Raw genomic sequence first — 22,451 nt, 5'->3', positions numbered from 1 at the left:
GTTTGGCTATCGGTGTAATTGGGCGACGAACTCACGCCCCGCGTTTGCGCAACTGGCGTTGCAAGCGCGCCACCAACGGAGCCAATTTAGCGGCCCACTTATCCTTGATCTGCGCCTCAATCTCCCGCTTGGCGGACTCCAAGGCGTCGGCGCTGGGCGTCTCCGACCGATTCATGCGACGCTTGATCAGCGTCATCAGATTGCGCGTCTGATCGCGCCAAGCGTTACGCTCCTGACGCAGCTCGTCGACACATTCACTGAGGGTGCGGTTCTCGCGCTCCAGCATCATGGCGCGACTCTCCAATTGCGCTGTCTCCTGCATCATCTGCACAATCAGATTTTTCTCGCTGGCGCTCAGCGACTCCGCCGTCAACTCCAAGCGCTTCTCATAGATTTTCAACAGTTCGCCAGTCTCGAGCACATCATGCCCGGAGGGGTCCTGTTTGACGCTGACGCTGCCGTCATTGACCTGTTTCCACAACGTGACCAAGTCCACGCCGGTCAACTCAGAGGCTTCGGCAAGAGTATGACGTCCCATGGTTTCACTCCATTGAATGCGATTCGGTCGAGCAGCTGACTCAAGAAGGATTATCGCCGCTTCGGGAACCCTGTTAGCGCATTGGCGCTCAAAACATATAGACCATAAGCTTGCAATTGACATGCCTGTTTACATTCGTAACGCTTATATTTACAAAATTGACATTTTGCGTGATTCGCAGTATAAAAATTCAGCATAGAAATATAATACATTCTCTATAAAATCATTTGGTTGCAGAAAATTATCCTATTCAGCAGCGGCAGTCGCCTGTGGGATTTCTTGGAGACTGCAGTGAAATCTGATAGGTTAGGATTTATATTCCTTCCTATCAATTACAATCACAGGGTGTGTCATGAGTGGATGCCCATGTTGCAATCCTGATGAAGAAGTCAGCTCCCTGGCGCAAGCAGCCGAGGAGCTGGCTCTCTCCTTAGCGAAATCAGGATACTGTTGTTCAGAAGCGATCTTGTTGGCCGCTGGCCGCGTCATGCGCCCCAATGATACCGATCCCCCTTATCAAATGGCGACCGGATTGTGTGGCGGGATGGGCGGCAGACAGGCCACTTGTGGAATCTTCACTGGCGGCGCGCTGGCGATTGCACACATGTGCGACGAACCGACTGTGAGTGGTGATCGCAAGAAACGGGTCAAGAGCGTCTCAGAGGCTTTCCAGCGTCGTTTGCAGGAGCATACCGGCGGCATCAATCAATGCGATGCCTTGCTGGAGGATTTTGGCGTGATTCGTAATATCGGCAAGCGACAGTGCCGAAAACTGACCGGGGAAGCCACCCGTATCCTGGTTGAAACGCTGCGTCACCACGACGTCAAATAGTCGACGCCACAAGACAGAGAATCCCTCAGCAAACAAAAACGCCTGCCGCAAATGCGACGCGTACGTACGTTACGTCGTACGTCGTACGTACGTACGTACGTACGTACGTACGTACGTACGTACGTACGTACGTACGTACGATCGTCGTCGTACGTCGTCGTCGTCGTCGTACGTCGACGTACGTCGTACGTACGTACGTACGTACGTACGTACGTACGTACGTACGTACGTACGTCGTACGTACGTACGTACGTACGTACGTACGTACGTACGTACGTACGTACGTACGTACGTACTACTACTAGTACTACTACTACTACTACTACGTACGACGACACACGACGACACACGACACGNNGNNGGCAGGCGTTTTTGTTTGCTGAGGTCAACTTCGTAAGCGGCGTTAAAGCGACTTAGTCGCCCACAGGCACCGGCTTAGCGCCACTCGACTCCGCCATAGGCTCCGCCTGTTTGGCGGGAATGGGCGCGACGTCCGCTGAGGGATCAGCCGCTGTGGGCGCATCTGCAGGCTGTTCGACAGCGACGCCTTGATCCATCACTGAGACGCCTGCGCCCTCTTGGGTGGTAAAAAACGCCAGCGTCAGACTAGTGAGCATGAACAGCCCCGCCAGACCCGCAGTCAGTTTGCCCAAAAAGCTGCCGGAACCCTGAGCGCCAAAAACATTCTGTGAGCTGCCGCCAAATGCTGCGCCCATATCCGCGCCGCTACCTTTTTGCAACAACACCACGCCAATCAGAGCCAGGGCCGCCAGGACGTGAATGGCGGTAATAATCAGAGACATGGAACGCCTAAATCCTTACAGAGTGGGTGAACAGAGCAACAGCTGGCGCTGCTCTGGCTTGCTCAATGACACGCAATAAACAGTGCGCGCGCTGATCGCTCAGTTGGGCAAAGAATCGACTATAGCCAAAAAGTCATTGGCGTTCAAGGCTGCTCCACCGATGAGGCCGCCGTCGATATCGGTTTGCGCCAGCAGCTCTTTGGCGTTGCCGGGCTTCATGGAGCCGCCATAGAGGATGCGGATCTTACCGGCGGTGGCGTCACCCAACGCTTTGGCCAGTTGCGCGCGGATGTGCGCGTGCACCTCCTGCGCCTGTTCCGTGGTGGCGACCTTACCGGTGCCGATGGCCCATACCGGTTCATAGGCGATCACCAGCGTTTGACGCTTGGAGTCCGTCTCCGGCAGGCTGGGCAGCATGGCGTTAACCTGACGGTCGATCACCTCCAGGGTTTTGCCCGCTTCGCGCTCTTCCAGGGTTTCGCCCACACACACAATGGGGGTAAGGCCATCGCGGTACGCCGAGGCGGTCTTGGCGGCCACCACTTCGTCTGTTTCGCCATAATATGAACGACGCTCAGAGTGCCCCAGAATCACATAGCGGCAGCCCACATTGCGCAGCATCAAACCGGAGACTTCTCCGGTATAGGCGCCGCTGGACTCCACCGCCATATCCTGGGCGCCCAACTTCAACGAAGATTCGCCCAACTGCTGATGCAGCGCCGACAAAGCGGTGAACGGCGGACAGATCAGCACTTCGCAAACCACCCGCTTCTCTTCGCGCTCGGTCAACCCGGTTTGGATCGCGCCCGCCAACTCCTGGGCGGTCTCCAACAGGCCATTCATTTTCCAGTTACCCGCAATTAGCGTCCGACGTCCCATGGAACGGCCCCCCGTTAGTGATCAGCAAGTGTCTGAGTCAACACGATTTGGATCGACATTGAGATCCGATTTCCAGATGCGCCCAAAAAAGCTGGCCTACATCTTCCCCAGCTGGGAAACACATGCACTCACGACGGGAGTGATTCTGAAATCGGCCAAATTAAGATAAGAGAAAAAAAAATCAAGTCAACCATCAACGATGTTTTTCACCGCCCCCGCAATCAGAATTCTCCCTGTGGTCACGCTCGCTGACCGTTGAATTCCCCCTCTCCCCTGTTTAGAGTACGCCATTTATCCTACAGTGTCGCCCTCGCAGGCGACCTTTGACCGCGTCACACCGCCGTTGCTCAGGAGCTCGTTTCCTATGCTCAATATTATGCGCGTCGCCGCCCAATCTTGGGTAATGAAAGGTCTGTTGATCTTTCTGGCCTTCACCTTCGCCGCATTTTTTGGCGATTACGCATCCGTCGGACCCAGCCGTGACGCCGCAGTCGTAGTCAATGGGCAAGAGGTTTCGCCGATGACGCTGCGCCGCGAAATCGAGGCGCAGACACGCCAGCTGCGCGAACGCTCTGGCGGCATGATCCCCGCTCAGGCGCTTGAGAGCAGAGCGCGTATGATTGCGCTGCGCAACACCATCGAACGCGGCTTGATGCTGGCGCTGGCCAATGACCTGCGGTTGGCGATCTCGCCGGATGCGTTGCAGGAGCACATCGCCAACACCCCTGCCTTTCAAGTCGATGGCCGCTTCGACCCGACGCAGTATAAAGCCGCTTTGCGCAGCTTTGGCATGACCCCCAAAAGCTATGAGAGCAGCACGCTTGAGGCCTTAATGCTGGATCAGCTCCAATCCGCCCTGACCACTGCGATCCATACGCCGGACCTGCTGCTCGATGATCTCGAAGCGTTGACGCTTGAGAAACGTCAGATCGCGCTGCTTACCATTGATCCCGACGCCATGGAGCCACCCAGCGCTCCTGATGATAAGAGCCTGGAGGCGTTCTACAAATCGCATCAAGCGCAATACATGACGCCGGTGCGTGTGAAGCTGGCCTACACTCTCATCGATGAACACAGCGTGCGCGATGACATCACCGTCACGGATGATGAGATCGCCGCTTATTATGAAGAGAATATGCCAGCGTTCAAAACGCCCGAAACGCGTCACGTGCGCCATATTCTGGTCAAGCTCGACAAAGAGAATCCCAACGCCGAAGCCGACGCCAGCGCCAAAGCTCAAGTGCTGCGAGAACGCATCCTGGCAGGCGAGAGCTTTGAGACGGTGGCCAAGGAGTCTTCGGAAGATATCACCGCACAACAGGGCGGCGACCTGGGCGTGATCCGTCGTGGCATGATGGTCAAAGCGTTTGATGAGGCAGCGTTCAGCCTGGAGCAAGGCGCCGTCTCCGACGTCGTGGTCACCCCCTTTGGCGTGCATCTGATCAAAGTCGACGCCATCGTGCATGAATCCGTCAAACCGCTGGAGAAATCCCGCGCGGAAATTCGTGAAAAGCTGATTGCTGACAAGGCCATTGAGAAGGTCTATCAACGCAGCATCGATCTGGAGGATCGCGCCGCCACCAGTGATGACCTAGCGGCCATCGCCAAGGATCTCAATCTGCGCTTCAAAGAGACCGATTACCTGAGCATGAACGACGATAAAGCCGAACAGATCGAACGTCAGGCCAAATTCGTCGCCGCCGCTTTTAACACCGCCACCGGCGCGCTCAGCCCCGTTACTGAGGTGGATGAGGGGAAATTCTTCATCCTGAAGGTGTTGGATCGTAAAGAGCCGGAGCCCAAACCGTTGGCGGATATCCGCGATGAGGTGAGTCAAGCCTATATGGCGCAGCAGAACGAACAGAGCGCAACGGAACTGCTCACTGGGGTGAAACAGGCCCTCTCCGAGGGCAAGAGCTGGGATGAGGCCACGGCAAACCTGCCCAAAGGGGCGCACGTGACGACTCCAGCGCCTTTTCTCATGACCGATCTCAAAAGCGACGTCAGCGCAGCGGCGCGGCGCGCCGCATTCCAAACCTCCCTCAAATCGCCGCTGCACGCAGAGATTGTGCGCGATGCCGGCAAACTGAATCTGGTCTATTTGACCAAAGTGTTGCCGGTGGAGGAAAAGGATCGTCTGCCCGAAGCGCAACGCACCGCCATGCGTCGCCAACTTTCGGCGATCCTGGGTCAGGAGCAGTATGAAGATCTGCTGCGCGACCTGCATGAACGCGCTGAAGTCCGCGTCAATGAAGCGCTGATGAAACAACTGTAAACGCTGAGTTTATGCAGTTTTTCCATGGAAGGCGTCCTCGCAAGGGGCGCCTTCCGCATTTCTACATCCCCACAACTCTCCTTGCCGGGTATGTAGGATGTCGTTGCGCCCCAACTTTGGCGACTATATTGCACGCCACTCAGAGCATCCAGGCTGTCTGCACCGCATCATGGCCGCAACAGGAGAGCGCATTTGAATTCCCCCGCCACACAAGACCCCAAACATAAAGCGGATAACAGCTACTACGCCAATGTGCGCCCCGAAGTCATTTCCCTGGTGCCACGGGACGCTCAACGCATCTTGGATGTGGGCTGTGGCGCCGGCGTTATGGGGCAAGCGCTAAAACAGATGGGCATTCCTTATGTGGCGGGCATTGAGTACGACCAACAAGCGGCGCAACAGGCTGCGCAGGCGCTTGACCATGTCGATATCGGCGATGTTGAACACCTCACCCTCGCCCACGCGCCGGACTCTTTCGACGTCATTATCTACGCCGACATTCTGGAGCATTTGATCAATCCGGAACGCACCTTGGCGCGCCACATGCGCTATCTCAAACCGGGCGGCATCGTCATCACCAGCATCCCCAACGTGCGCTATTACGCGGTCTTTACCAATTTGGCCAGCGGTTCATGGACCTACGAAGAGAGCGGCATCCTTGATCGTGACCATCTGCGTTTTTTCACCATCAAGGAGATGGTCAAAATGTTGAACGGCGCCAATCTGGAGATTGCCCACGTGGGCGAAACCCTCAACGAGCAGTACGAAGCGATCAAGCCCAACGAGTACCCCGCCACCATCAATTTTGGTCGTATTGCGCTCAGTGGTTTGAACGAATTTGAATTTCGTGACCTGTTCGTCTTCCAATATCTTATTGTTGCGCGAAAGCCTTCGGAGTAGTTCTCATGCGGGACGATGCGCCGGAGTGGTCAGAGAGTGTCGCTTGCCCCTATTGTGGCGAGTCCCTGTTCACCCAACGCGAAGCCGGACTGGGCAATCAGGAGTATATTGAGGATTGCCATGTCTGCTGCCGCCCCATCCGCTTTATCACGCGTTGGGATCCCTACACACAAAGCGAATCCCTCACCGTTCTGCGTGAGGATGATTAGCCCCGCCGCCCCAACGCCCACCGCCAGCGCCTCCACACGCCAAACACGCCTGCATTGGCGTCTTGCGCCTCTGGATTGCGACTGCTATTCTTTCAGGCTCTTTAAAGCGTGACCTGACGGTCATGTCTCGGTTTTGTTTTCTACAGCCCAGCGAGAGACGCCATGAGCGCCCAGACCCTTTATGATAAGATCTGGAACGCCCACCTCATCCGCACCGATGAGGACGGGACCAGTTTGATTTACATCGACCGCCACCTGGTTCACGAAGTGACCAGCCCGCAAGCGTTCGAGGGTCTGCGACTGGCCAGCCGCCGCGTGCGTCACCCGGAAGCCACTTTCGCCGTGCCCGATCACAACGTCCCCACCAAAGACCTGGCGGGCGGAATCAAAGACCCCGTGTCCAAAATTCAAGTGGATGCGCTGGATAGCAACTGCGCCCAGTTTGGCGTCACCGAGTTCGCCATTGGCGATGTGCGTCAAGGCGTGGTGCATGTGATGGCGCCGGAACAGGGTCTCTCCCTGCCCGGTTTCACCATGGTCTGCGGCGACTCCCACACCGCCACCCACGGGGCGTTTGGCGCGCTGGCGTTCGGCATCGGCACCTCCGAAGTGGAGCATGTGCTGGCCACCCAGACGCTGCTGCAGAAGAAGTCCAAGTCGATGTTGATCAGCGTCGATGGCGAATTGCCCAGCGGCAGCACCGCCAAGGATATTGTGCTCTATATTATCGGTCAGATCGGCACCGCCGGCGGCACCGGCTATGTGATCGAATTCGGCGGCTCGGCCATAGAAGCCCTCTCCATGGAGGGGCGCATGACCGTATGCAACATGGCCATTGAAGGCGGCGCCCGCGCTGGCATGGTGGCGGTGGACGCCAAGACCATCGAATATGTCAAAGGTCGCCCCTACGCCCCGCGTGGCGAGCAGTGGGATCAAGCAGTGGCCGCCTGGAGCGATTTGAAGAGCGATGATGACGCCAAATTCGACAAGGTGATCAAAATTGACGCCGCCAAAATCGTTCCGCAGGTCACTTGGGGCACTTCGCCCGAACTGGTCACCGGTGTGGATGGCCGCGTGCCCAACCCTGCCGATGAGTCCGATCCCATTAAGAAGGGATCCATGGAGAAAGCGTTGGCCTACATGGGCTTGACTGCAGGCACGCCCATTGAAGAGATCGCTATTGATAAAGCCTTCATCGGCTCCTGCACCAACGCGCGGATTGAAGACCTGCGCGCGGCGGCGGCGGTGGTCAAGGGCAAGCGTGTGGCCGATAGCGTCAAGCTGGCCATGGTGGTGCCCGGCACCGGCCTGGTCAAACATCAAGCCGAGTCAGAAGGTCTGGACCAGATCTTTGTCGACGCCGGATTCGAATGGCGTGAGCCGGGCTGCTCCATGTGTCTGGCCATGAACGATGACGTGTTGGCCCCCGGCGAACGCTGCGCCTCCACCTCCAACCGCAACTTTGAAGGGCGTCAGGGTAAGGATAGCCGCACCCATCTGGTGTCCCCCGCCATGGCGGCGGCGGCGGCGGTAGCCGGTCATTTTGTTGACGTCCGTAACTGGAACTGAGCGCGAAGGACAGGAACCATGGAAGCTTTCAACACCATTACCGCCATCGCCGTGCCGTTGGACCGCGCCAATGTGGACACCGACGCCATCATCCCCAAGCAGTTCCTCAAATCGATTCAGCGCAGCGGCTTCGGCCCCAACCTGTTCGATGAGTGGCGCTATCTGGACCAGGGGCAGCCCGGCGTGTCTTGTGAGGGTCGTCCCCTCAACACGGATTTCGTGCTGAATCAGGCGCGCTATGCGGGCGGTAAAGTTCTGGTGACGCGGGATAACTTCGGCTGCGGCTCCAGTCGTGAGCATGCTCCCTGGGCGCTGCTGGACTACGGCTTCCGCGTGATCATCGCGCCCAGCTTTGCCGACATCTTCTTCAATAACTGCTTTAAGAACGGCATTCTGCCCATCGTGCAGCCGTCGTCGGTGGTGGATGAGCTGATGCAAGACATTGAGGCAACGCCTGGTTACGAGCTGACTGTTGACTTGGAAGCGCAGAGCATCAACACCCCCGAGGGTAAGAGCATCGCCTTCGAGGTGGATCCGTTTCGCAAGCACTGTTTGCTTAACGGCCTTGACGATATCGGCCTGACCTTGCAACACCTTGATGAAATTCAGGCGTTTGAGCAGAAGCGGCGCAGCGAGGCCCCGTGGGCCTTCCCCGGCTGATTCATCGCATTGGACTGACCTTTATAGTAGGAATATGAGTTTATGAGCAAGCGTATCCTTTTGCTGCCCGGTGATGGCATTGGCCAAGAGATCATTGCTGAAGCGCGCAAAGTGCTCGATTGGGCGCAAGCCAATGGCGCTGAGTTGACTATTGATGAGGGTCTCATCGGTGGAACCGCCTATGACGAGACCGGAACCCCGCTGCCCGAGGCTACCATCACAGCCGCCAAATCCGCCGATGCGGTGCTGCTGGGCGCGGTGGGCGGCGTCAAATGGGAGTCGCTGGATTATGCGGTGCGTCCCGAGCGCGGTCTGTTGGGCATCCGCAAGGCGCTGGATCTCTACTGCAATCTGCGTCCTGCGGTGGTGTATCCGCAACTGGCTGACGCCTCCACACTCAAACCCGAAGTGGTCAGCGGCATCGACATGATGGTGGTGCGCGAACTCTCTTCAGGTATCTACTTTGGCGAGCCCAAAGGCGTTGAGACCCTGGCTGACGGACGCAAGAAGGGCTACAACACCTTGGTCTACCACACCGACGAAATCGAGCGCGTGGCCCGTTCGGCGTTTGAAATCGCCATGAAGCGCAGCAAAAAGGTGTGCTCGGTGGACAAAGCCAATGTGCTGGAGTCCACGGAGTTGTGGCGTGATGTGGTCACCGCCCTGCGCGATGCGGAGTATCCGCAGATTGAACTGTCGCACATGTATGTGGATAACGCCGCCATGCAGCTGATCCGCAATCCCAAACAGTTCGACGTGATGGTCACCACCAACATGTTCGGCGATATCCTCTCCGACGCCGCCAGCATGCTCACCGGCTCCATCGGCATGCTGCCTTCGGCCTCATTGGGCGAGAAGTATGCGCTGTATGAGCCCATCCATGGATCGGCGCCGGACATCGCAGGAAAAGGCGTGGCCAACCCCTTGGCCACCATCCTGTCGGCCTCCATGATGTTCCGCTACTCCCTGGATCTGGGCGCCATCGCCGATAAGATCGATGCGGCGGTCAACAGCGTGTTGGATCAGGACCTGCGAACTGCGGACATCATGCAAGCGGGTAAAACCGAGGTGGGCACTGCCGCCATGGGCGATGCGGTGATCAAAGCCCTCGGCTGATCTCCACGGGACCATTCCAACGCACTGACTAGCGCCGGGGTCCCATAGGATCCCGGCGCAGTCGTTTGTGTTGATGTGTAGCAACAAAATCTTAAGTCCGGGCGCAAGCCCTTTTGATGACACAGAAAGTGAGAAGAACCATGAGTTATTCCGTCGCCGTGGTTGGCGCCACCGGCAATGTTGGCCGGGAGATGATCAAAATTCTCGAGCAGCGCAAGTTCCCGGTGCGCGAAATCCATTTCCTCGCTTCCGAACGCTCTGCGGGCGAACGTATCGAATTCAACGGCCATGAACATGTGGTGCAGAATCTCGACGAGTTCGATTTCGAAGGGGTGCAGATCGGTCTGTTCTCGCCGGGCGCCTCAGTGTCGAAAATTCACGCCCCTCGCGCCGCCAGCGCCGGGGTGATTGTGATCGACAACACCTCCTACTTCCGCATGGATCCCGACGTGCCGTTGGTGGTGCCTGAGGTCAACCCCGACGCCATTGCCGAGCATACCAAAAAGGGCATTATCGCCAACCCCAACTGCTCCACCATTCAGATGGTGCACGCCCTTGTGCCGATTCATCAGATCGCCACCATTAAGCGGATTGTGGTCTCCACCTATCAGGCGGTCTCTGGCGCTGGCAAAGCGGCTATGGATGAGCTGTTTGAGCAGACCCGTTCCCGCTACATGACCGGTGAAGATGTGCCGCCCAACAAGTTTTCCAAACCCATCGCGTTTAACGTGATTCCGCAAATCGATGTGTTTTTGGAAAATGGCTACACCAAGGAAGAGATGAAGATGGTCAATGAGACCAAGAAGATTCTCGATCCCAACATCGCCGTGACCGCCACCTGCGTGCGCGTGCCGGTGTTCAACGGTCATGCGGAGTCGGTTACAATCGAGACCGAAAAGCCCATCACCCCGGAGATGGCGCGTGAAGCGCTCTCCAAGGCGCCGGGCATCAAAGTGGTGGACGATCCCAGCGCCATGGAATTCATCACCCCAGCGGAGTGCTCAGGCGAAGATCCGACCTACGTGTCGCGCATTCGCGCCGATGAGAGCGTCACGCATGGATTGAACATGTGGGTGGTGGCCGATAATCTGCGCAAAGGCGCTGCGCTCAACACCATTCAGATTGCAGAAAAGCTCATCGAGCAGGGCCATATCAAATAATCTGTCCGACCACTTCAGAGCATAAAAAAAAGCCCCGCTGACTGAGTCAGCGGGGCTTTTTCTTAGCACTCTGACGCAAGCTTAGTTCAGCTCGGACATCGCCGTGAACAGTTTGCCCCAGGTCGGCGCTTTGTCGTTCACTTTTTTCTCAAGAAACATCGCGTGATGCACAGCTTGGCGCGCCAGCATCATGTTGCCGTTCTGCAGGGCCTCTTTCGCCTTTTGGCCCTGAGCGACGGTTTCGGCGCCCTGCTCTTGGATGTCTTCCCAGTAAGCGATGGCTTCCAGGCGATAGACAAAGGTCTCGGGCTTCTCACGCGCCGCCTGAAGGGAGTTCACCTCATCATTGTAAGGACCGAATTTCATGGTCCAGCCAGTGTCAGCCCATTTGCTCGCGGCGTCGATGGCTTGATCCAGTTGGGAGATGATCTGTTCCTTGCTCATATCGAATGGATCCTCTGCTAAAAATGGCGCGATGCGCCGTCAACCTTCAGGTTATTGACGTGTGGCGGTATTACCAATCCGCCCAGACCCGCGCAAAGCCAAAGCCTGCAACAGGGTAAAACAGTCTCGGCTACGGGAGCCGTATCGCCAGCGCTTGTCAGTAGTAGCGACCCAGAGCAGCCAGCGTTGCAACACTCAATCCCAAAGTCAGATTGATCGTCACAATTTTGCGAATAGAGCGCATATAGATCCCAGCTTCCGGGAATAAGCACTCTTTGATCATGCGCTTGAATTCATTATAAGGCCCAAAATACATGTAAGCATAAAGGCCAATCATGATACAGCCCAGCGCAGTCATGGCGTGGTGTGGCCAGCTCGCGCCGCCCCATCCGCCAAACTGCTGGAAGATCAACCACAAACCCGTAGCGGGTAGAATCATGATGGCGCCCCAGACCCAACGGAAAAACCGTTGGAAAATCGCCGCCATCATCTGAATCCGCTCGGGCGAATTCAACACTGCTTCACCGGCAGGGCGCGCCATAAAGTGCGCAAAAAACATCCCGCCAACCCAAACCATGGCAGCCATAAGATGCAAAATCAGCGCGACTGCGTGTAGTGATGTCATAAATGAATCAATTTATAAGAGGGCAAGCGGGGCACAAACGCGATGCGTCTATGCCCCGCTTAGGTACAGCGATTAGCCGTTGCCCATACCCATATCAATATACCCAGTGGGGCAGCTCTCAGAGCAGATATGGCAGCCGATGCAACGCTCGTAGTAGGTGTACATCACCTGGCCTTCGGGGTTGCCTTTGAACATGGTGATGGCGTCTTGAGGGCAATACAGTTCGCACTGTTTGCACTCAAAGCACATACCGCAGCTCATGCAGCGATCCGCCTCTTCCGAAGCCTCCTGTTGGGAGAGCATGGAGAGAGTCTCTTGCCAGTTGCCTTCCACCACGCTGGGATGAGACAGCGTACGCTTGGCTTGGGGCTTGTTGACGAAGTAGTCCCACTTGAGCTTTTCGTAAGGCACCACATCGGGCTTGCTGGGCTTCTTGGGCAGGGCTTTGCCATTGATCAGCAGATCAATGGATTCCGCAGCCTTGCGGCCCTGACCGATGGCGGTGGTCAGCAAGTGGATCTGCACCGAGTCGCCGCCAGCGAACACATTATCCATGCCTTTGACCTGGAAGTTGTGATCGACTTGCTGGAACGGGGTGCCGTCGGTAGCGGCTTCAAAGCCAGCCGTGTCGGTGGTCTGACCAATAGCGGCCACAACCATGTCACACTCAATGGTGGCTTCCGTGCCCGCTTTGGGCTTGTAGCGCATGAAGGGAACGGCGTGGTTCCAACCGTCTTCACCCTTCTCTTTACGCTCCATCTCAACGGTTTTGATGCCGGTGATGTTGCCGGAACCGTCACGCACGATCTCCACCGAACCGGTGCAGAAGCGCATGTCGGTGCCTTCGGCCTTGGCTTCGTCGAATTCGAACTGCGAGCAGTTCATCTCTTCTTGCGCCACAGCCGACAGCAGAACCGCTTCGGAGCCCAGACGCAGCGACAGACGCGCGACGTCCATGGCCACGTCGCCGTCGCCGATCACCACCACCTTCTTACCGATGGTGACTTTGCTCGCGCCATCTTCTTCGATGCCGCCATTGTATTCAAAGTCACGCAGGAAGCTGATGGCGTTGGTGGCGCCAGGGCCTTCAGCGCCGGGGATCGGCAGACCACGACCTTTTTGCGCCCCAGTGGCCAGGAACACCGCGTCATAGTCGGAACGCAGTTGATCCAAAGTCACGTCTTTACCCAGGGTGACGCCGGTTTTGACGTCCAGACCCAGGTTGACGATACGCGCAATCTCCTTGTCCATCACGCCACGATCGACACGATAGCCCATGATGCCGTAACGCAGCATGCCGCCCAGCTTGGGATCACGCTCATACAGGGTCACGCTGTGACCTTTGAGCATCAGCTGGTAGGCGCAGGAGAGGCCGCCCACGCCGCCGCCCACGATGGCGACTTTCTTGCCCGTGGAGGCAGTCGGCTTTTCGTACTGCAGATCCTTCTCAATGGCGTACTGACCAATGGCGTGCTCAATGGCGTTGATGCCGATGGTCTCGTCGCGATATTGGCGGTTGCAGGCGCCTTGGCACGGAGCCGGGCACACGCGACCCATCACGGCCGGGAAGGGGTTTTTCGTGGTCAGGCGGTAGAAGGCCGTCGCATACGGATCTTCGGACTTCCAAACGCCGCGCACGATGTTGTTATAGCCGCGGATGTCCTCACCGGCCGGGCAGGCATTCGTGCAAGGCGGAATGCGCGGCTGGTAGGTGGGGCACTTACCGGAGGCGTCACCATAGGCGACAACTTTGTCGAGGCCCTCTTCGAAGGTGCACTCGTCAAACTTCCAGTTGACCGCCGTTTGGTGAAAATGATTCGGTTTGGCCATGTCGCTTTCTCCTTCGTATTCAGTCTCTATCCGCGAAACAAATTAGAAACGGATGTGCGTGGACTGGTTGAAGGAGGAGCGCGCGTGACGGTAGTTGTCGATCATGAACTTATCGAACGGCAGACCGGTTTGCTCGAAGAAGGCCTTCCAGCCGATGCGGTCGATCCACTCGCCCACACGCTCCCAGTCGCGACCACCCTCTTTGTAAGCGGCCAGGATCTTCTTGACCACTTCAGCCACTTCCGGCCAGCGGGGGGGGTTGTTGGGCAGGCCATGAGCAACCAGTTTCATGTTGCTGGGCTTGGTGCGGGCGTTGGCGTTCTTACCACCAACCCAGATGGCCAGTTTGGAGTAATCCGGGTGGTTGATCTCCATGGCCGGGCAGGCGCCGAAGCACGCGCCGCAGACGATGCACTTCTCTTCCACAACCATCAGCGAGGGCTGACCGTTGACGGTGGTGGGGCGAATCGCCGCCACGGGGCAACGGGCCACGGTGCTGGGCATCTCACAGATGTTTTTCAGAATCTCGTGATTGATGCGGGGCGGACGGGTGTGCTGCACCACGATGGCGATGTCAGCCTGACCGCCGCAGTTGATTTCGCAGCAGGAGGTGGACATGCGCACGCGGTTGGGCATCTCTTCGTGGGTGAAGTCATGGAACAGTTCGTCCATGAGGGATTTCACCACACCGGAGGCGTCGGTGGCGGGAATGTCACAGTGCAACCAACCCTGGGTATGGGCCAGGGAGGAGACGGAGTTGCCGGTGCCGCCCACGGGGTGGCCAGCCGCTTCCAGCTCCTTGATCATGGGCTCAACGTTGGCTTCTTTGTCGGTGACAAACTCAACGTTGTTGCGCACGGTCCAGCGCAGGTGGCCTTCGCAGTACTTATCGGCGATGTCGCACAGGAAGCGGACGATGTCCACGGTCACCTGACGGTGGGTGCCGGCGCGCACGGTGTAGATGGCGTCGCCGCTCTCGGCCACGTGCTTGAGCACGCCGGGACGAGGACGCTCATGATATTTCCACTGGCCGTAGTTCTTCTTGATAACGGGGTGCAGCATTTCCCCATGATGCTTGGGCCCCGATTCAACTGTTTGATACTCACGTTTTGCCATGGTTCTCTCTACTCCCAATGAGGGCGTTATGCAGTGTGCGGTTCCAGGGTCCGAGCCGGAGGCCGCATAAGCGGCCTCCAGGTCTCGGGCTTGAAGAACTTAGCCAGCGGCTTCGTAGTCGGCTTTGAAGAACGGGTTGTCGCGCGGTTGCTTCACCATATCGGGGATCGCGTCCAGACCCACGGCATCCAGGAACTGCTGCATGCCCACGCGCTCGATGGTTTCGCCGATGCGCTCGTGATCCAGACCGTTTTCGGCCCAGTAGTCGATCATTTCGTCGATCAGATCGGTGAAGGCGTCGTAATCTTCATCGGTCTCCAGCTTCATGAAGGGAACCATCACGGAGCCCAGCATGTTGCCCACTTTGAGGTGGCCTTTACCGCCCACCAGCAAGGTGATGCCTTTGTCCTTGCCCGGGGAGAGGGCTTTGGTCATCACGTTGATGCAGTGCATGCAACGGACGCAGGAGCTGTTGTCGATGGTGATGGAGGCTTGGTCTTCGTTCAGAGTAATGGCGTTGGTGGGGCAGCGCATCTGAACGTTGTTGACAAAGTAGGCGACGCCGACGTCGTCGAGGTAGTTCTTGACTTCCGCCTCGTCGACTTGGATATCGTCGCGCCAGGTGCCGATCACGGAGTAGTCGGAACGCTGGATGGAGTTGCAGCAGTCATTGGGGCAGCCGGAGAACTTGAACTTGGCTTTGTAGGGCAGCTGCGGACGGTGCACCAGGTCGGTGAAGTAGGTCAGCACGCGATGGTGGGCTTCCAGGGTGTCGTAGCAGGCCATTTCGCAGCGGGCGGGGCCGATGCAGGAGGCGCCGGTGCGCACGGTGGCGCCAGCGCCGCCGAGGTCCCAACCCAGCTTGTTCAGATCGTCAAAGCACTCTTGCACGTTGTCTTGCACGATGCCTTGCAGCTGGAGGTTGCCGGTCTGGCCGTGCATGGAGATCATGCCGGAGCCGTATTTTTCCCAGATGTCGCAGATTTCGCGCAGGTGCTTGGAGGTGTAGTGCAGACCCGGGGCCGGCTGAATGCGCATGGTGTGGCACTCTTTGGCTTCGGGGAACAGCTCGGGGATCATGGAGTAGCGGCTGATGATGCCAGCGCCGTAACCGTGCACGCCGACCACGCCGCCCTTCCAGTAACCCATTTTGGTTTCATAGGAGTAGTTGAGCTGGTCCAGAACGCCGCGCACCATGGTTTTGCCCGTGCGCTTGAAGTAGTCCTTATAACCCGTGATGAAACTGGGCCAGGGGCCGGTTTCCAGCTGATCCAGGTTAGGCGTCGGATTCAGCGTGTTCTCATTTTCAGCCATGGTTTTTCTCTCCCAACGTGGTAAGGCGATCAGCGTTCAGGCTCTGACTCGGACGATGATCGTATTCCCGAATATTATGAAATGCTACTACACTCGGCGCGCATTATCAAAGGACATATTTACGATTCAGCCGCCGAATATACCGGCAAGCCCCAGGGCATTGCCAGCTTTTTCTCGGCTGGGCGCCATAATCGTATAAAAATTGCTTTATGAAACAGGTGGATCTGCTATTCTGGCGGGAGTGCGTCAGTGTGTTTCTCTGGACTGGAGCGCGCCATCCTTAGAGCAAATTCCTGTTTTGAATCAGACGCTCAACTGGCTAATGCGCGCCAGGAGCGTACACTGCGGAAATGCGATTTTGGCAATCGTTACGGCTTGAGGATATTTACACAGTGAATATGTGTGGTAGCTTGTGTAAAACCCTGGCCATTGTCAGGTTGAATGCTCATATTGATATTCTTATTTCGCAATTTCGTCAAGTAAATCTCTCGCCTGGGACCCGCCAAGGAGATCGCCGTGCTGTTCGACTATCACATCATTGACCAGGTGATTGAGCTATGGAACCGGCACGAGAGCGTCGGCGGTTCGCTGCGCTTCGACCAGGTGAAGAGTGCCATGGAGACGGTGTTCCTGGCTGGACTCAAGCGCGAAGAGGATCGACCTGTTCAAGTGAGTGTGATTCTCCTCGAGCCTGAGATGTTCCCTCATCGCGAGCTCTCTGGCGAACCGGTGCTGGTGCGCATGGACCGCCGCCTCCCCTTTACGGTGGACTCTTTAGTTAAACTTGCTCCCGCTTTTGACCCGGTCACCACCGCACTGGCGGTGTGCGCGTGTGATGTGGATACCCAGGCGCTCTCCGTGTGGGGCGCGGTGTTCACTTCGCGCCGGGGACGCACCCGTTTCGACCCTGAACCCTTCAGCCTCACCCCGCCCGATGCGTTGGTCATCTCCACCCTCTCCACCGGCTCGCTCACGGTGTTTCGCGGCGGCAATGTGATCGCCCGCTTCAACTCCGGTCGCTTCAACGAACCCACGCCGACGCCGTTTACCGCCAGTCTTATGGGTTGGAGTCTGTTGCAGGGAATAAAATCCCACGCAGAGTTTCAAACCAACGGCACGCGCTACTGGCGCTGCTATCGCGATTTCATCGACCGTCTGCTGGTTGAGGCCAACAAGCGCGGGCACGGCGGCGCCATTGTATGGCTGCCTGAACACTTATTAGAAGATGGCCAGGATTGGATCAACCCCCGCTACACCCTGCAACAAGGCGCCGAGGGCGCGCCGCTACTGCAAGAGTTGTGTCGCTTGGAGATCGCCCGTGAAGAGGGCGAAGATGCGTTCCGGCAGGGGGTCAAAGGCCCTGACGTGCTGGTGGTGGAGCGCGCCATTCAGGAGGTTAAGCGGCGCATTGTGGAGCACGTCGAGCTGTTGGCGCAGATGACCCGGGTGGATGGCGCGCTGATTCTCTCCTCGCGCCTGCGCGCGCTCTCTTTTGGATCCATTCTCGAAGCGCCGACCTGGCTGGGCGAAACCATCTATGGACCCGACGACGACGCCTATCCCGCCTATCAGGTGGACTTGCACCAGTACGGCACACGCCACAACTCGGCAGTGAACTTCATCGGCAAGAATCATGACGCGGTGGCGTTCGTTCTGTCTCAGGACGGCCCCATCGCCGGCATCACCGGCAAGGATGGCGACACCCTCTACTGGTGGCCGGATTGCCTGTCGAGCTTGGGTTCGGTGTAACCCGCTACTGCGCGGAATCAAAGGTGATGCGCGGGTCCACCAGCACGTAGGTGACGTCGGTGATGAGCTTGGTGAGCAGTCCCAGCAGGGTGAAGAAGTAGAGGGTGGCCATCACCACCGGATAGTCGCGGTTGATCACGCTCTCATAGCCCAGCAGCCCCAGCCCATCGAGGCTGAAGATGGTTTCGATGAGCAGACTGCCGGAGAAGAAGGCGCCGACGAACATGCCGGGAAAGCCGGTCACCAGCGGGATCATGGCGTTGCGGAACACGTGCTGATAGAGGGTCGCCTCCTCCGACAGCCCCTTGGCGCGGGCGGTGGTGACGTACTGCTTGGCGATCTCTTCGAGAAAGCTGTTCTTGGTGAGCATGGTCATTACCGCGAACGAACCCACCACCGAGGCGGCGATGGGCAGCACCATGTGCCACAGATAGTCGACGATCTTCATGGGCCAACTCAAATCGGCCCAGTTGTCCGACACCAGACCGCGCAGTGGGAAGATGTCCCAGAAGCTGCCGCCGCCGAACAGCACGATGAGCAGAATCCCCAACACAAAACCGGGGATGGAGTAGCCGGTGAGCACCACCAGGGAGGTCCAGGCGTCAAAGCGCGTGCCGTGGCGCACCGCTTTTTTTATTCCCAGCGGGATGCTGATCAGATAGGTAAGCAGGAAGGTCCACACCCCCAGGGAGATGGAGACCGGTAGTTTATCCACCACCAGCTCCACCACGCTGCGGTGGTGGTAGTAGGACTCGCCAAACTCAAAGCGCAGATAGTTGCCCATCATCTGCAGGAAGCGCTCATGGGCGGGCTTGTCGAAGCCATAGAGCCGTTTCAACTGCTCCAGTTGCTCCGGATCAAGCCCCTTGGCGCCGCGATAACTCCCCTCCCCGCTGCTCATCATCGCCCCGGTCACATCGGCTCCGCCGCCGCCCAGGGTTCCGCCCGCCGCCGCACGCCCCTGCTCCAGGGTGTGAATCATCTGCTCCACCGGCCCGCCGGGGACGAACTGGATGATGACGAAGGTAAGCAGCATAATCCCCAGCAGCGTCGGGATCATCAGCAACAGACGGCGCAGAATATAGGCGGCCATGGCGAATCAGGCTCCCACGCTCACGGCTTGGCCAGCCACCAGGAGAGCAACCAGCCGTCGGCGGTGTAGTAGAGCGGCGGCTTGGCCGGGCGCTTGAGCTTGCTGGCGTAGGCCACGCGGTGGTAGGGGATGTGCCAGTTGGGGATCAGATAGTCCCCGGCCATCAACACCCGGTCCAGCGCGCGGCACGCCGCCACCAGGCCATCGCGATCCTTGGCTTGAATCAGCTGCTCCACCAGCGCATCCACCACCGGGTTTTTCAATCCCAGCAAGTTACGGCTGCCCTTCACATCGGCGCTCTGACTGGTCCACATGCCGATCTGCTCATTGCCCGGCGACTGCGACTGCGGGAACGAGCCCACCATCATGTCGAAGTCATGATCCTGCACCCGCTGCTGGTAGAGCGAGGCGTCCACGGTGCGATAGGTCATCTCCACGCCGAGCTTTTTCAGATTGGCGTTGAACGGCGCCATGACGCGCTCGAAGGCGGGTTGCGCCAGCAGGAAATCGAACGCCAGGCGCTCACCCTTGGCGTTGACCAGCACCCGGTCCGGTCCCAATTTCCAGCCCGCCTGTTTGAGCAGCCGCATCGCCTGCCGCAGATTGCCGCGCAGGGAGCCCGGCGGCGTTGTGCTGGGCGGCGGACGCACGCCCTCGAACACCTCGGCGGGGAGCTGTTTGCGAAACGGCTCCAATAGATTCAACACCGCCCCTTGCGGCGGCCCGGGACGGGCGGCCATCTCCGAGTTGGAGAAGAAGCTGCCGTCGCGGGTGTATTGATCGTAGAACAGATTGTGATTGCTCCACTCGAAGTCAAACGCCAGCGCCAGCGCCTGCCGCACGCGCTGATCCTGGAACAGCGGTTTACGCAGATTGAAGATGAACGCCTGCATGCCCTGATTGTTGCGATGGGGCAATTTCTCCTTGATCAAGGCGCCGGAGTCGAACTGCTTGCCCTCATAATCCCGCGCCCACTGTTTGGAGTTGTAGACGGTGATGAAGTCGAACTCTCCAGCCTTGAACGCCTCCAACGCCACCACCGGATCCTTGAACACCTTCAAGCCGATGGAGTCGAAATTGTAGAAGCCCTGATTGACCGGCAGACCCCAGCCCCAATAGTTGGGGTTGCGGCGATAGAGCACGCTCTTGCCCGACTCCACCTTCTCCACCACATAGGGGCCAGAGCCCACCGGGATGGTCAGATCCAGATCCTTGAAGCTGTGCTTGGCGAAGAATTTCTTGCTGAGAATCGGCAGTTGCCCGGCGATGAGCGGCAGTTCGCGATTGTACTGTTTGAAGTGGAAACGCACGCTGCGCGCATCGATGATTTCGGCGCGCTCGATATCGCGGTAGTAGCTGGCGTGGAACGGCGAGGCCTGATCAGACTTCAGGGTCTCCAGGCTAAATTTCACATCTTCCGCAGTAACTGGCGTCCCATCGGAAAATTGCGCTTTGGCGTTGAGGCGGAAGGTCACCGACATCCAATCCTCGGCCACAACCACATCTTCGGCCAGCAGGCCATACTGCGCGAAGGGCTCGTCCAGCGAGGAGGTCATCAGGGTCTCAAACACCAACGCCCCCAGCAGCGCCGGCGCGGCGCCTTTGAGGGTGAAGGGGTTGAGCTTATCGAAGCCGCCCATATCCTGCAGGGTCAGATGCCCACCCACCGGCGCCTGGGGATTGACGTAGTCGAAATGCTTGAACTCTGCCGGGTACTTCAATTCGCCATCCAGGCTCAGACCGTGCGCGGCCTGCGCTGTGGCGGCGTGCAGACACAAGCCCCACAGCAAGACAAAGACACACAACGATCTTTTCATGGCGCCCAACGCTCCAATCCCGGTAAACTGTTTGAGTAAGCAATTTTTCATGACCAATTTTGATCGGCATTGATGATGGCCCGCCAAACATGGCTTGTCCAGGGCGAGCGCCGACAGCAATGCGCGCCACAGCTCTCAGGAGCCGCTGTTATGACCACCCTCTCTGCACGCCCCCCTGCGGTGGCGGGAATGTTCTATCCCGATGAGCCCGACCTGTTGCGCCGCACCGTGGCGCACTTCCTGAGTTCGGCGCCCAAGCCGCAAACGACGCCATGCGCCGTGGTTGCCCCCCATGCAGGCTATCGCTTCTCCGGCGTCACCGCCGGCTACGCCTATAACGGTCTGCCCGCCGCCACCGAGGAGAATCCGCGCCGGGTGTTTCTGGTGGGCCCCAGCCATCGGGTCTATCTGGACGGGGTGTCGGTGGGCGACTACAGCGCCTTCGCCACCCCCATGGGGGATATCCCTCTTGACCTGCAGACCATCGGCTGGATGCTCACTGAGCCGGATGTCAGCAACAGCGCCAACCCCCACGCCATGGAGCACTCGCTGGAGACGCAACTGCCGTTTCTGCTGGAGAGCGTCCAGCACATGCGACTCATCCCCATGGTGTATGGACGCATCAGCCATGAGCGGCTGGCGCAGATTCTGCAAACCTATGCGTCTGAGGATGATCTGATCGTGGTCAGTTCCGACCTCTCCCACTTCCATGATTACGACACCGCGCGCCGCTTGGACTCTGAATGCCATGACGCCGTGGCCAAACAGAGCGCCGAGCAAATGAGCGAATGCGAAGCGTGCGGCCGCACCGGCGTGGCGGCGCTGATCATGCTGGCCAAACAGCGCGGCTGGCGCTCGGAGTTGGCCGACTACCGCAACTCCGGCGACACCGCCGGGGATAAAAATCGTGTGGTGGGCTACGCCAGCTACCTCTATTTTGACCACACGGAGCAGGCGGCATGAAAGCGGGACCGCAACTCCCTGCACTGGCGCGTGCGCATTTGGCGGCGAAGCTGAGCGACCAGCCGCTGCAGTCGGCGCAATCGCTGCGGGAGAGATTCCCGGAACTGGCCGAACCCGGCGCCTGTTTTATCACCCTCACCAAGCAGGGCGCTCTGCGCGGTTGCATCGGCTCCCTGGTCGCCCATCGCGACCTGGCGGCGGATCTGATCGCCAACGCCGAGGCGGCGGCGTTCCGCGACCCACGTTTTCCCCCTGTGAACTTCGAAGAATTGGCGCAAATTCGCGTTGAGGTCTCCCTGCTTTCGGCGCCGCAACCCCTCCCCTATGACAGCGCAGACGACCTCCTGTGCAAGCTTGAACCCAACGTGCACGGGGTGATTCTCAGCGTTGGCGGATCGCGCGCCACCTTCCTGCCGCAGGTGTGGGAGCAGTTACCCTCGCCCACGGAGTTTCTCTCTCACCTGTGCCGCAAGGCGGGGCTGGCTGGCGACTGCTGGCGCCACGGGCCCCAGATTCAGCTCTACACGGTGGAGAAATATAAGGAAGAGACGCCGTAATC

At 58.4% G+C, this 22,451-nt stretch carries 21 protein-coding genes; 11 read left to right on the top strand and 10 right to left on the bottom strand.

Going from position 1 to position 22,451, the window contains the following annotated elements; genetic code table 11:
• Positions 1 to 31: 31 nt before the first annotated feature.
• A complete protein-coding gene (locus tag MAIT1_RS07960) occupies positions 32 to 538 on the bottom strand; it encodes a hypothetical protein (protein WP_085441752.1) in 507 nt (168 codons plus the stop codon).
• 352 nt (positions 539 to 890) lie between these two features.
• Between MAIT1_RS07960 and MAIT1_RS07955 the strand changes: the two genes are divergently transcribed.
• Positions 891 to 1,370: a C-GCAxxG-C-C family protein gene (locus MAIT1_RS07955; RefSeq protein ID WP_085441751.1), complete on the top strand. Its 480-nt coding sequence runs from the start codon at positions 891 to 893 to the stop codon at positions 1,368 to 1,370.
• Between the two features lie 413 nt (positions 1,371 to 1,783).
• Here MAIT1_RS07955 and secG read toward each other — a convergent pair whose 3' ends face one another.
• On the bottom strand, positions 1,784 to 2,173 hold the full coding sequence (gene secG, locus MAIT1_RS07950) for a preprotein translocase subunit SecG (RefSeq protein ID WP_085441750.1): 390 nt from the start codon (positions 2,171 to 2,173) through the stop codon (positions 1,784 to 1,786).
• 99 nt (positions 2,174 to 2,272) lie between these two features.
• Positions 2,273 to 3,052 carry a triose-phosphate isomerase gene (gene tpiA / locus MAIT1_RS07945; RefSeq protein WP_085441749.1) on the bottom strand — a complete coding sequence of 260 codons (780 nt, stop codon included), beginning with the start codon at positions 3,050 to 3,052 and terminating at the stop codon, positions 2,273 to 2,275.
• A 364-nt stretch (positions 3,053 to 3,416) separates the two neighbouring features.
• Between tpiA and MAIT1_RS07940 the strand changes: the two genes are divergently transcribed.
• The 7 genes from MAIT1_RS07940 to MAIT1_RS07910 all read left to right on the top strand — a co-directional run bounded on the left by MAIT1_RS07940 (position 3,417) and on the right by MAIT1_RS07910 (position 10,941).
• The gene (locus MAIT1_RS07940) at positions 3,417 to 5,327 is read left to right on the top strand and encodes a SurA N-terminal domain-containing protein (RefSeq protein WP_085441748.1); all 1,911 of its coding nucleotides are present in this window, start codon (positions 3,417 to 3,419) and stop codon (positions 5,325 to 5,327) included.
• Positions 5,328 to 5,519: 192 nt separating this feature from the next.
• A complete protein-coding gene (locus MAIT1_RS07935) occupies positions 5,520 to 6,227 on the top strand; it encodes a class I SAM-dependent methyltransferase (RefSeq protein WP_158089386.1) in 708 nt (235 codons plus the stop codon).
• Between the two features lie 5 nt (positions 6,228 to 6,232).
• A complete protein-coding gene (locus MAIT1_RS07930) occupies positions 6,233 to 6,436 on the top strand; it encodes a CPXCG motif-containing cysteine-rich protein (RefSeq protein WP_085441746.1) in 204 nt (67 codons plus the stop codon).
• Between the two features lie 162 nt (positions 6,437 to 6,598).
• Positions 6,599 to 8,005 (top strand): 3-isopropylmalate dehydratase large subunit, encoded by a 1,407-nt coding sequence (gene leuC, locus MAIT1_RS07925; RefSeq protein ID WP_085441745.1) that lies wholly within the window; start codon positions 6,599 to 6,601, stop codon positions 8,003 to 8,005.
• A gap of 18 nt (positions 8,006 to 8,023) precedes the next feature.
• Positions 8,024 to 8,665, top strand: a complete 642-nt coding sequence (leuD, locus tag MAIT1_RS07920; RefSeq protein ID WP_085441744.1) for a 3-isopropylmalate dehydratase small subunit — start codon at positions 8,024 to 8,026, stop codon at positions 8,663 to 8,665.
• A 42-nt stretch (positions 8,666 to 8,707) separates the two neighbouring features.
• A complete protein-coding gene (gene leuB / locus MAIT1_RS07915) occupies positions 8,708 to 9,781 on the top strand; it encodes a 3-isopropylmalate dehydrogenase (RefSeq protein ID WP_085441743.1) in 1,074 nt (357 codons plus the stop codon).
• A 140-nt stretch (positions 9,782 to 9,921) separates the two neighbouring features.
• The gene (locus tag MAIT1_RS07910) at positions 9,922 to 10,941 is read left to right on the top strand and encodes an aspartate-semialdehyde dehydrogenase (protein ID WP_085441742.1); all 1,020 of its coding nucleotides are present in this window, start codon (positions 9,922 to 9,924) and stop codon (positions 10,939 to 10,941) included.
• Positions 10,942 to 11,022: 81 nt separating this feature from the next.
• On the opposite strand, the gene MAIT1_RS07905 is transcribed toward MAIT1_RS07910, so the two are convergent.
• The 5 genes from MAIT1_RS07905 to dsrA all read right to left on the bottom strand — a co-directional run bounded on the left by MAIT1_RS07905 (position 11,023) and on the right by dsrA (position 16,270).
• Complete coding sequence (locus tag MAIT1_RS07905; protein ID WP_085441741.1) at positions 11,023 to 11,385, bottom strand: hypothetical protein; 363 nt, start codon at positions 11,383 to 11,385, stop codon at positions 11,023 to 11,025.
• Between the two features lie 157 nt (positions 11,386 to 11,542).
• Positions 11,543 to 12,010, bottom strand: coding sequence for a CopD family protein (locus MAIT1_RS07900; RefSeq protein WP_085441740.1), 468 nt, complete (start codon positions 12,008 to 12,010; stop codon positions 11,543 to 11,545).
• Between the two features lie 72 nt (positions 12,011 to 12,082).
• Positions 12,083 to 13,840: an NAD(P)-binding protein gene (locus MAIT1_RS07895; protein ID WP_085441739.1), complete on the bottom strand. Its 1,758-nt coding sequence runs from the start codon at positions 13,838 to 13,840 to the stop codon at positions 12,083 to 12,085.
• Between the two features lie 42 nt (positions 13,841 to 13,882).
• Complete coding sequence (gene dsrB, locus MAIT1_RS07890; protein ID WP_085441738.1) at positions 13,883 to 14,956, bottom strand: dissimilatory-type sulfite reductase subunit beta; 1,074 nt, start codon at positions 14,954 to 14,956, stop codon at positions 13,883 to 13,885.
• Between the two features lie 99 nt (positions 14,957 to 15,055).
• A complete protein-coding gene (dsrA, locus tag MAIT1_RS07885) occupies positions 15,056 to 16,270 on the bottom strand; it encodes a dissimilatory-type sulfite reductase subunit alpha (protein ID WP_085441737.1) in 1,215 nt (404 codons plus the stop codon).
• A gap of 516 nt (positions 16,271 to 16,786) precedes the next feature.
• Between dsrA and MAIT1_RS07880 the strand changes: the two genes are divergently transcribed.
• Entirely contained in the window at positions 16,787 to 18,019 is a 1,233-nt protein-coding gene (locus tag MAIT1_RS07880) for a putative sensor domain DACNV-containing protein (protein WP_085441736.1), read from the top strand.
• A 4-nt stretch (positions 18,020 to 18,023) separates the two neighbouring features.
• On the opposite strand, the gene MAIT1_RS07875 is transcribed toward MAIT1_RS07880, so the two are convergent.
• Together MAIT1_RS07875 and MAIT1_RS07870 are read right to left on the bottom strand one after the other, a co-directional pair.
• A complete protein-coding gene (locus MAIT1_RS07875) occupies positions 18,024 to 19,112 on the bottom strand; it encodes a microcin C ABC transporter permease YejB (protein WP_085441735.1) in 1,089 nt (362 codons plus the stop codon).
• A gap of 20 nt (positions 19,113 to 19,132) precedes the next feature.
• Positions 19,133 to 20,929, bottom strand: coding sequence for an extracellular solute-binding protein (locus tag MAIT1_RS07870; RefSeq protein WP_085441734.1), 1,797 nt, complete (start codon positions 20,927 to 20,929; stop codon positions 19,133 to 19,135).
• Between the two features lie 150 nt (positions 20,930 to 21,079).
• Here MAIT1_RS07870 and amrB point away from each other — a divergent pair, with 150 nt between their 5' ends.
• Positions 21,080 to 21,892 (top strand): AmmeMemoRadiSam system protein B, encoded by an 813-nt coding sequence (gene amrB / locus MAIT1_RS07865; RefSeq protein ID WP_158089385.1) that lies wholly within the window; start codon positions 21,080 to 21,082, stop codon positions 21,890 to 21,892.
• Positions 21,889 to 22,449, top strand: coding sequence for an AmmeMemoRadiSam system protein A (gene amrA, locus MAIT1_RS07860; RefSeq protein ID WP_085441732.1), 561 nt, complete (start codon positions 21,889 to 21,891; stop codon positions 22,447 to 22,449). Before amrB ends, amrA begins: the two co-directional genes overlap by 4 nt.
• Positions 22,450 to 22,451: the final 2 nt, after the last annotated feature.

This window comes from Magnetofaba australis IT-1, assembly GCF_002109495.1.
Taxonomy (GTDB): Bacteria; Pseudomonadota; Magnetococcia; order Magnetococcales; family Magnetococcaceae; genus Magnetofaba; species Magnetofaba australis.
This window is presented reverse-complemented; position numbering and strand designations above follow the sequence as displayed.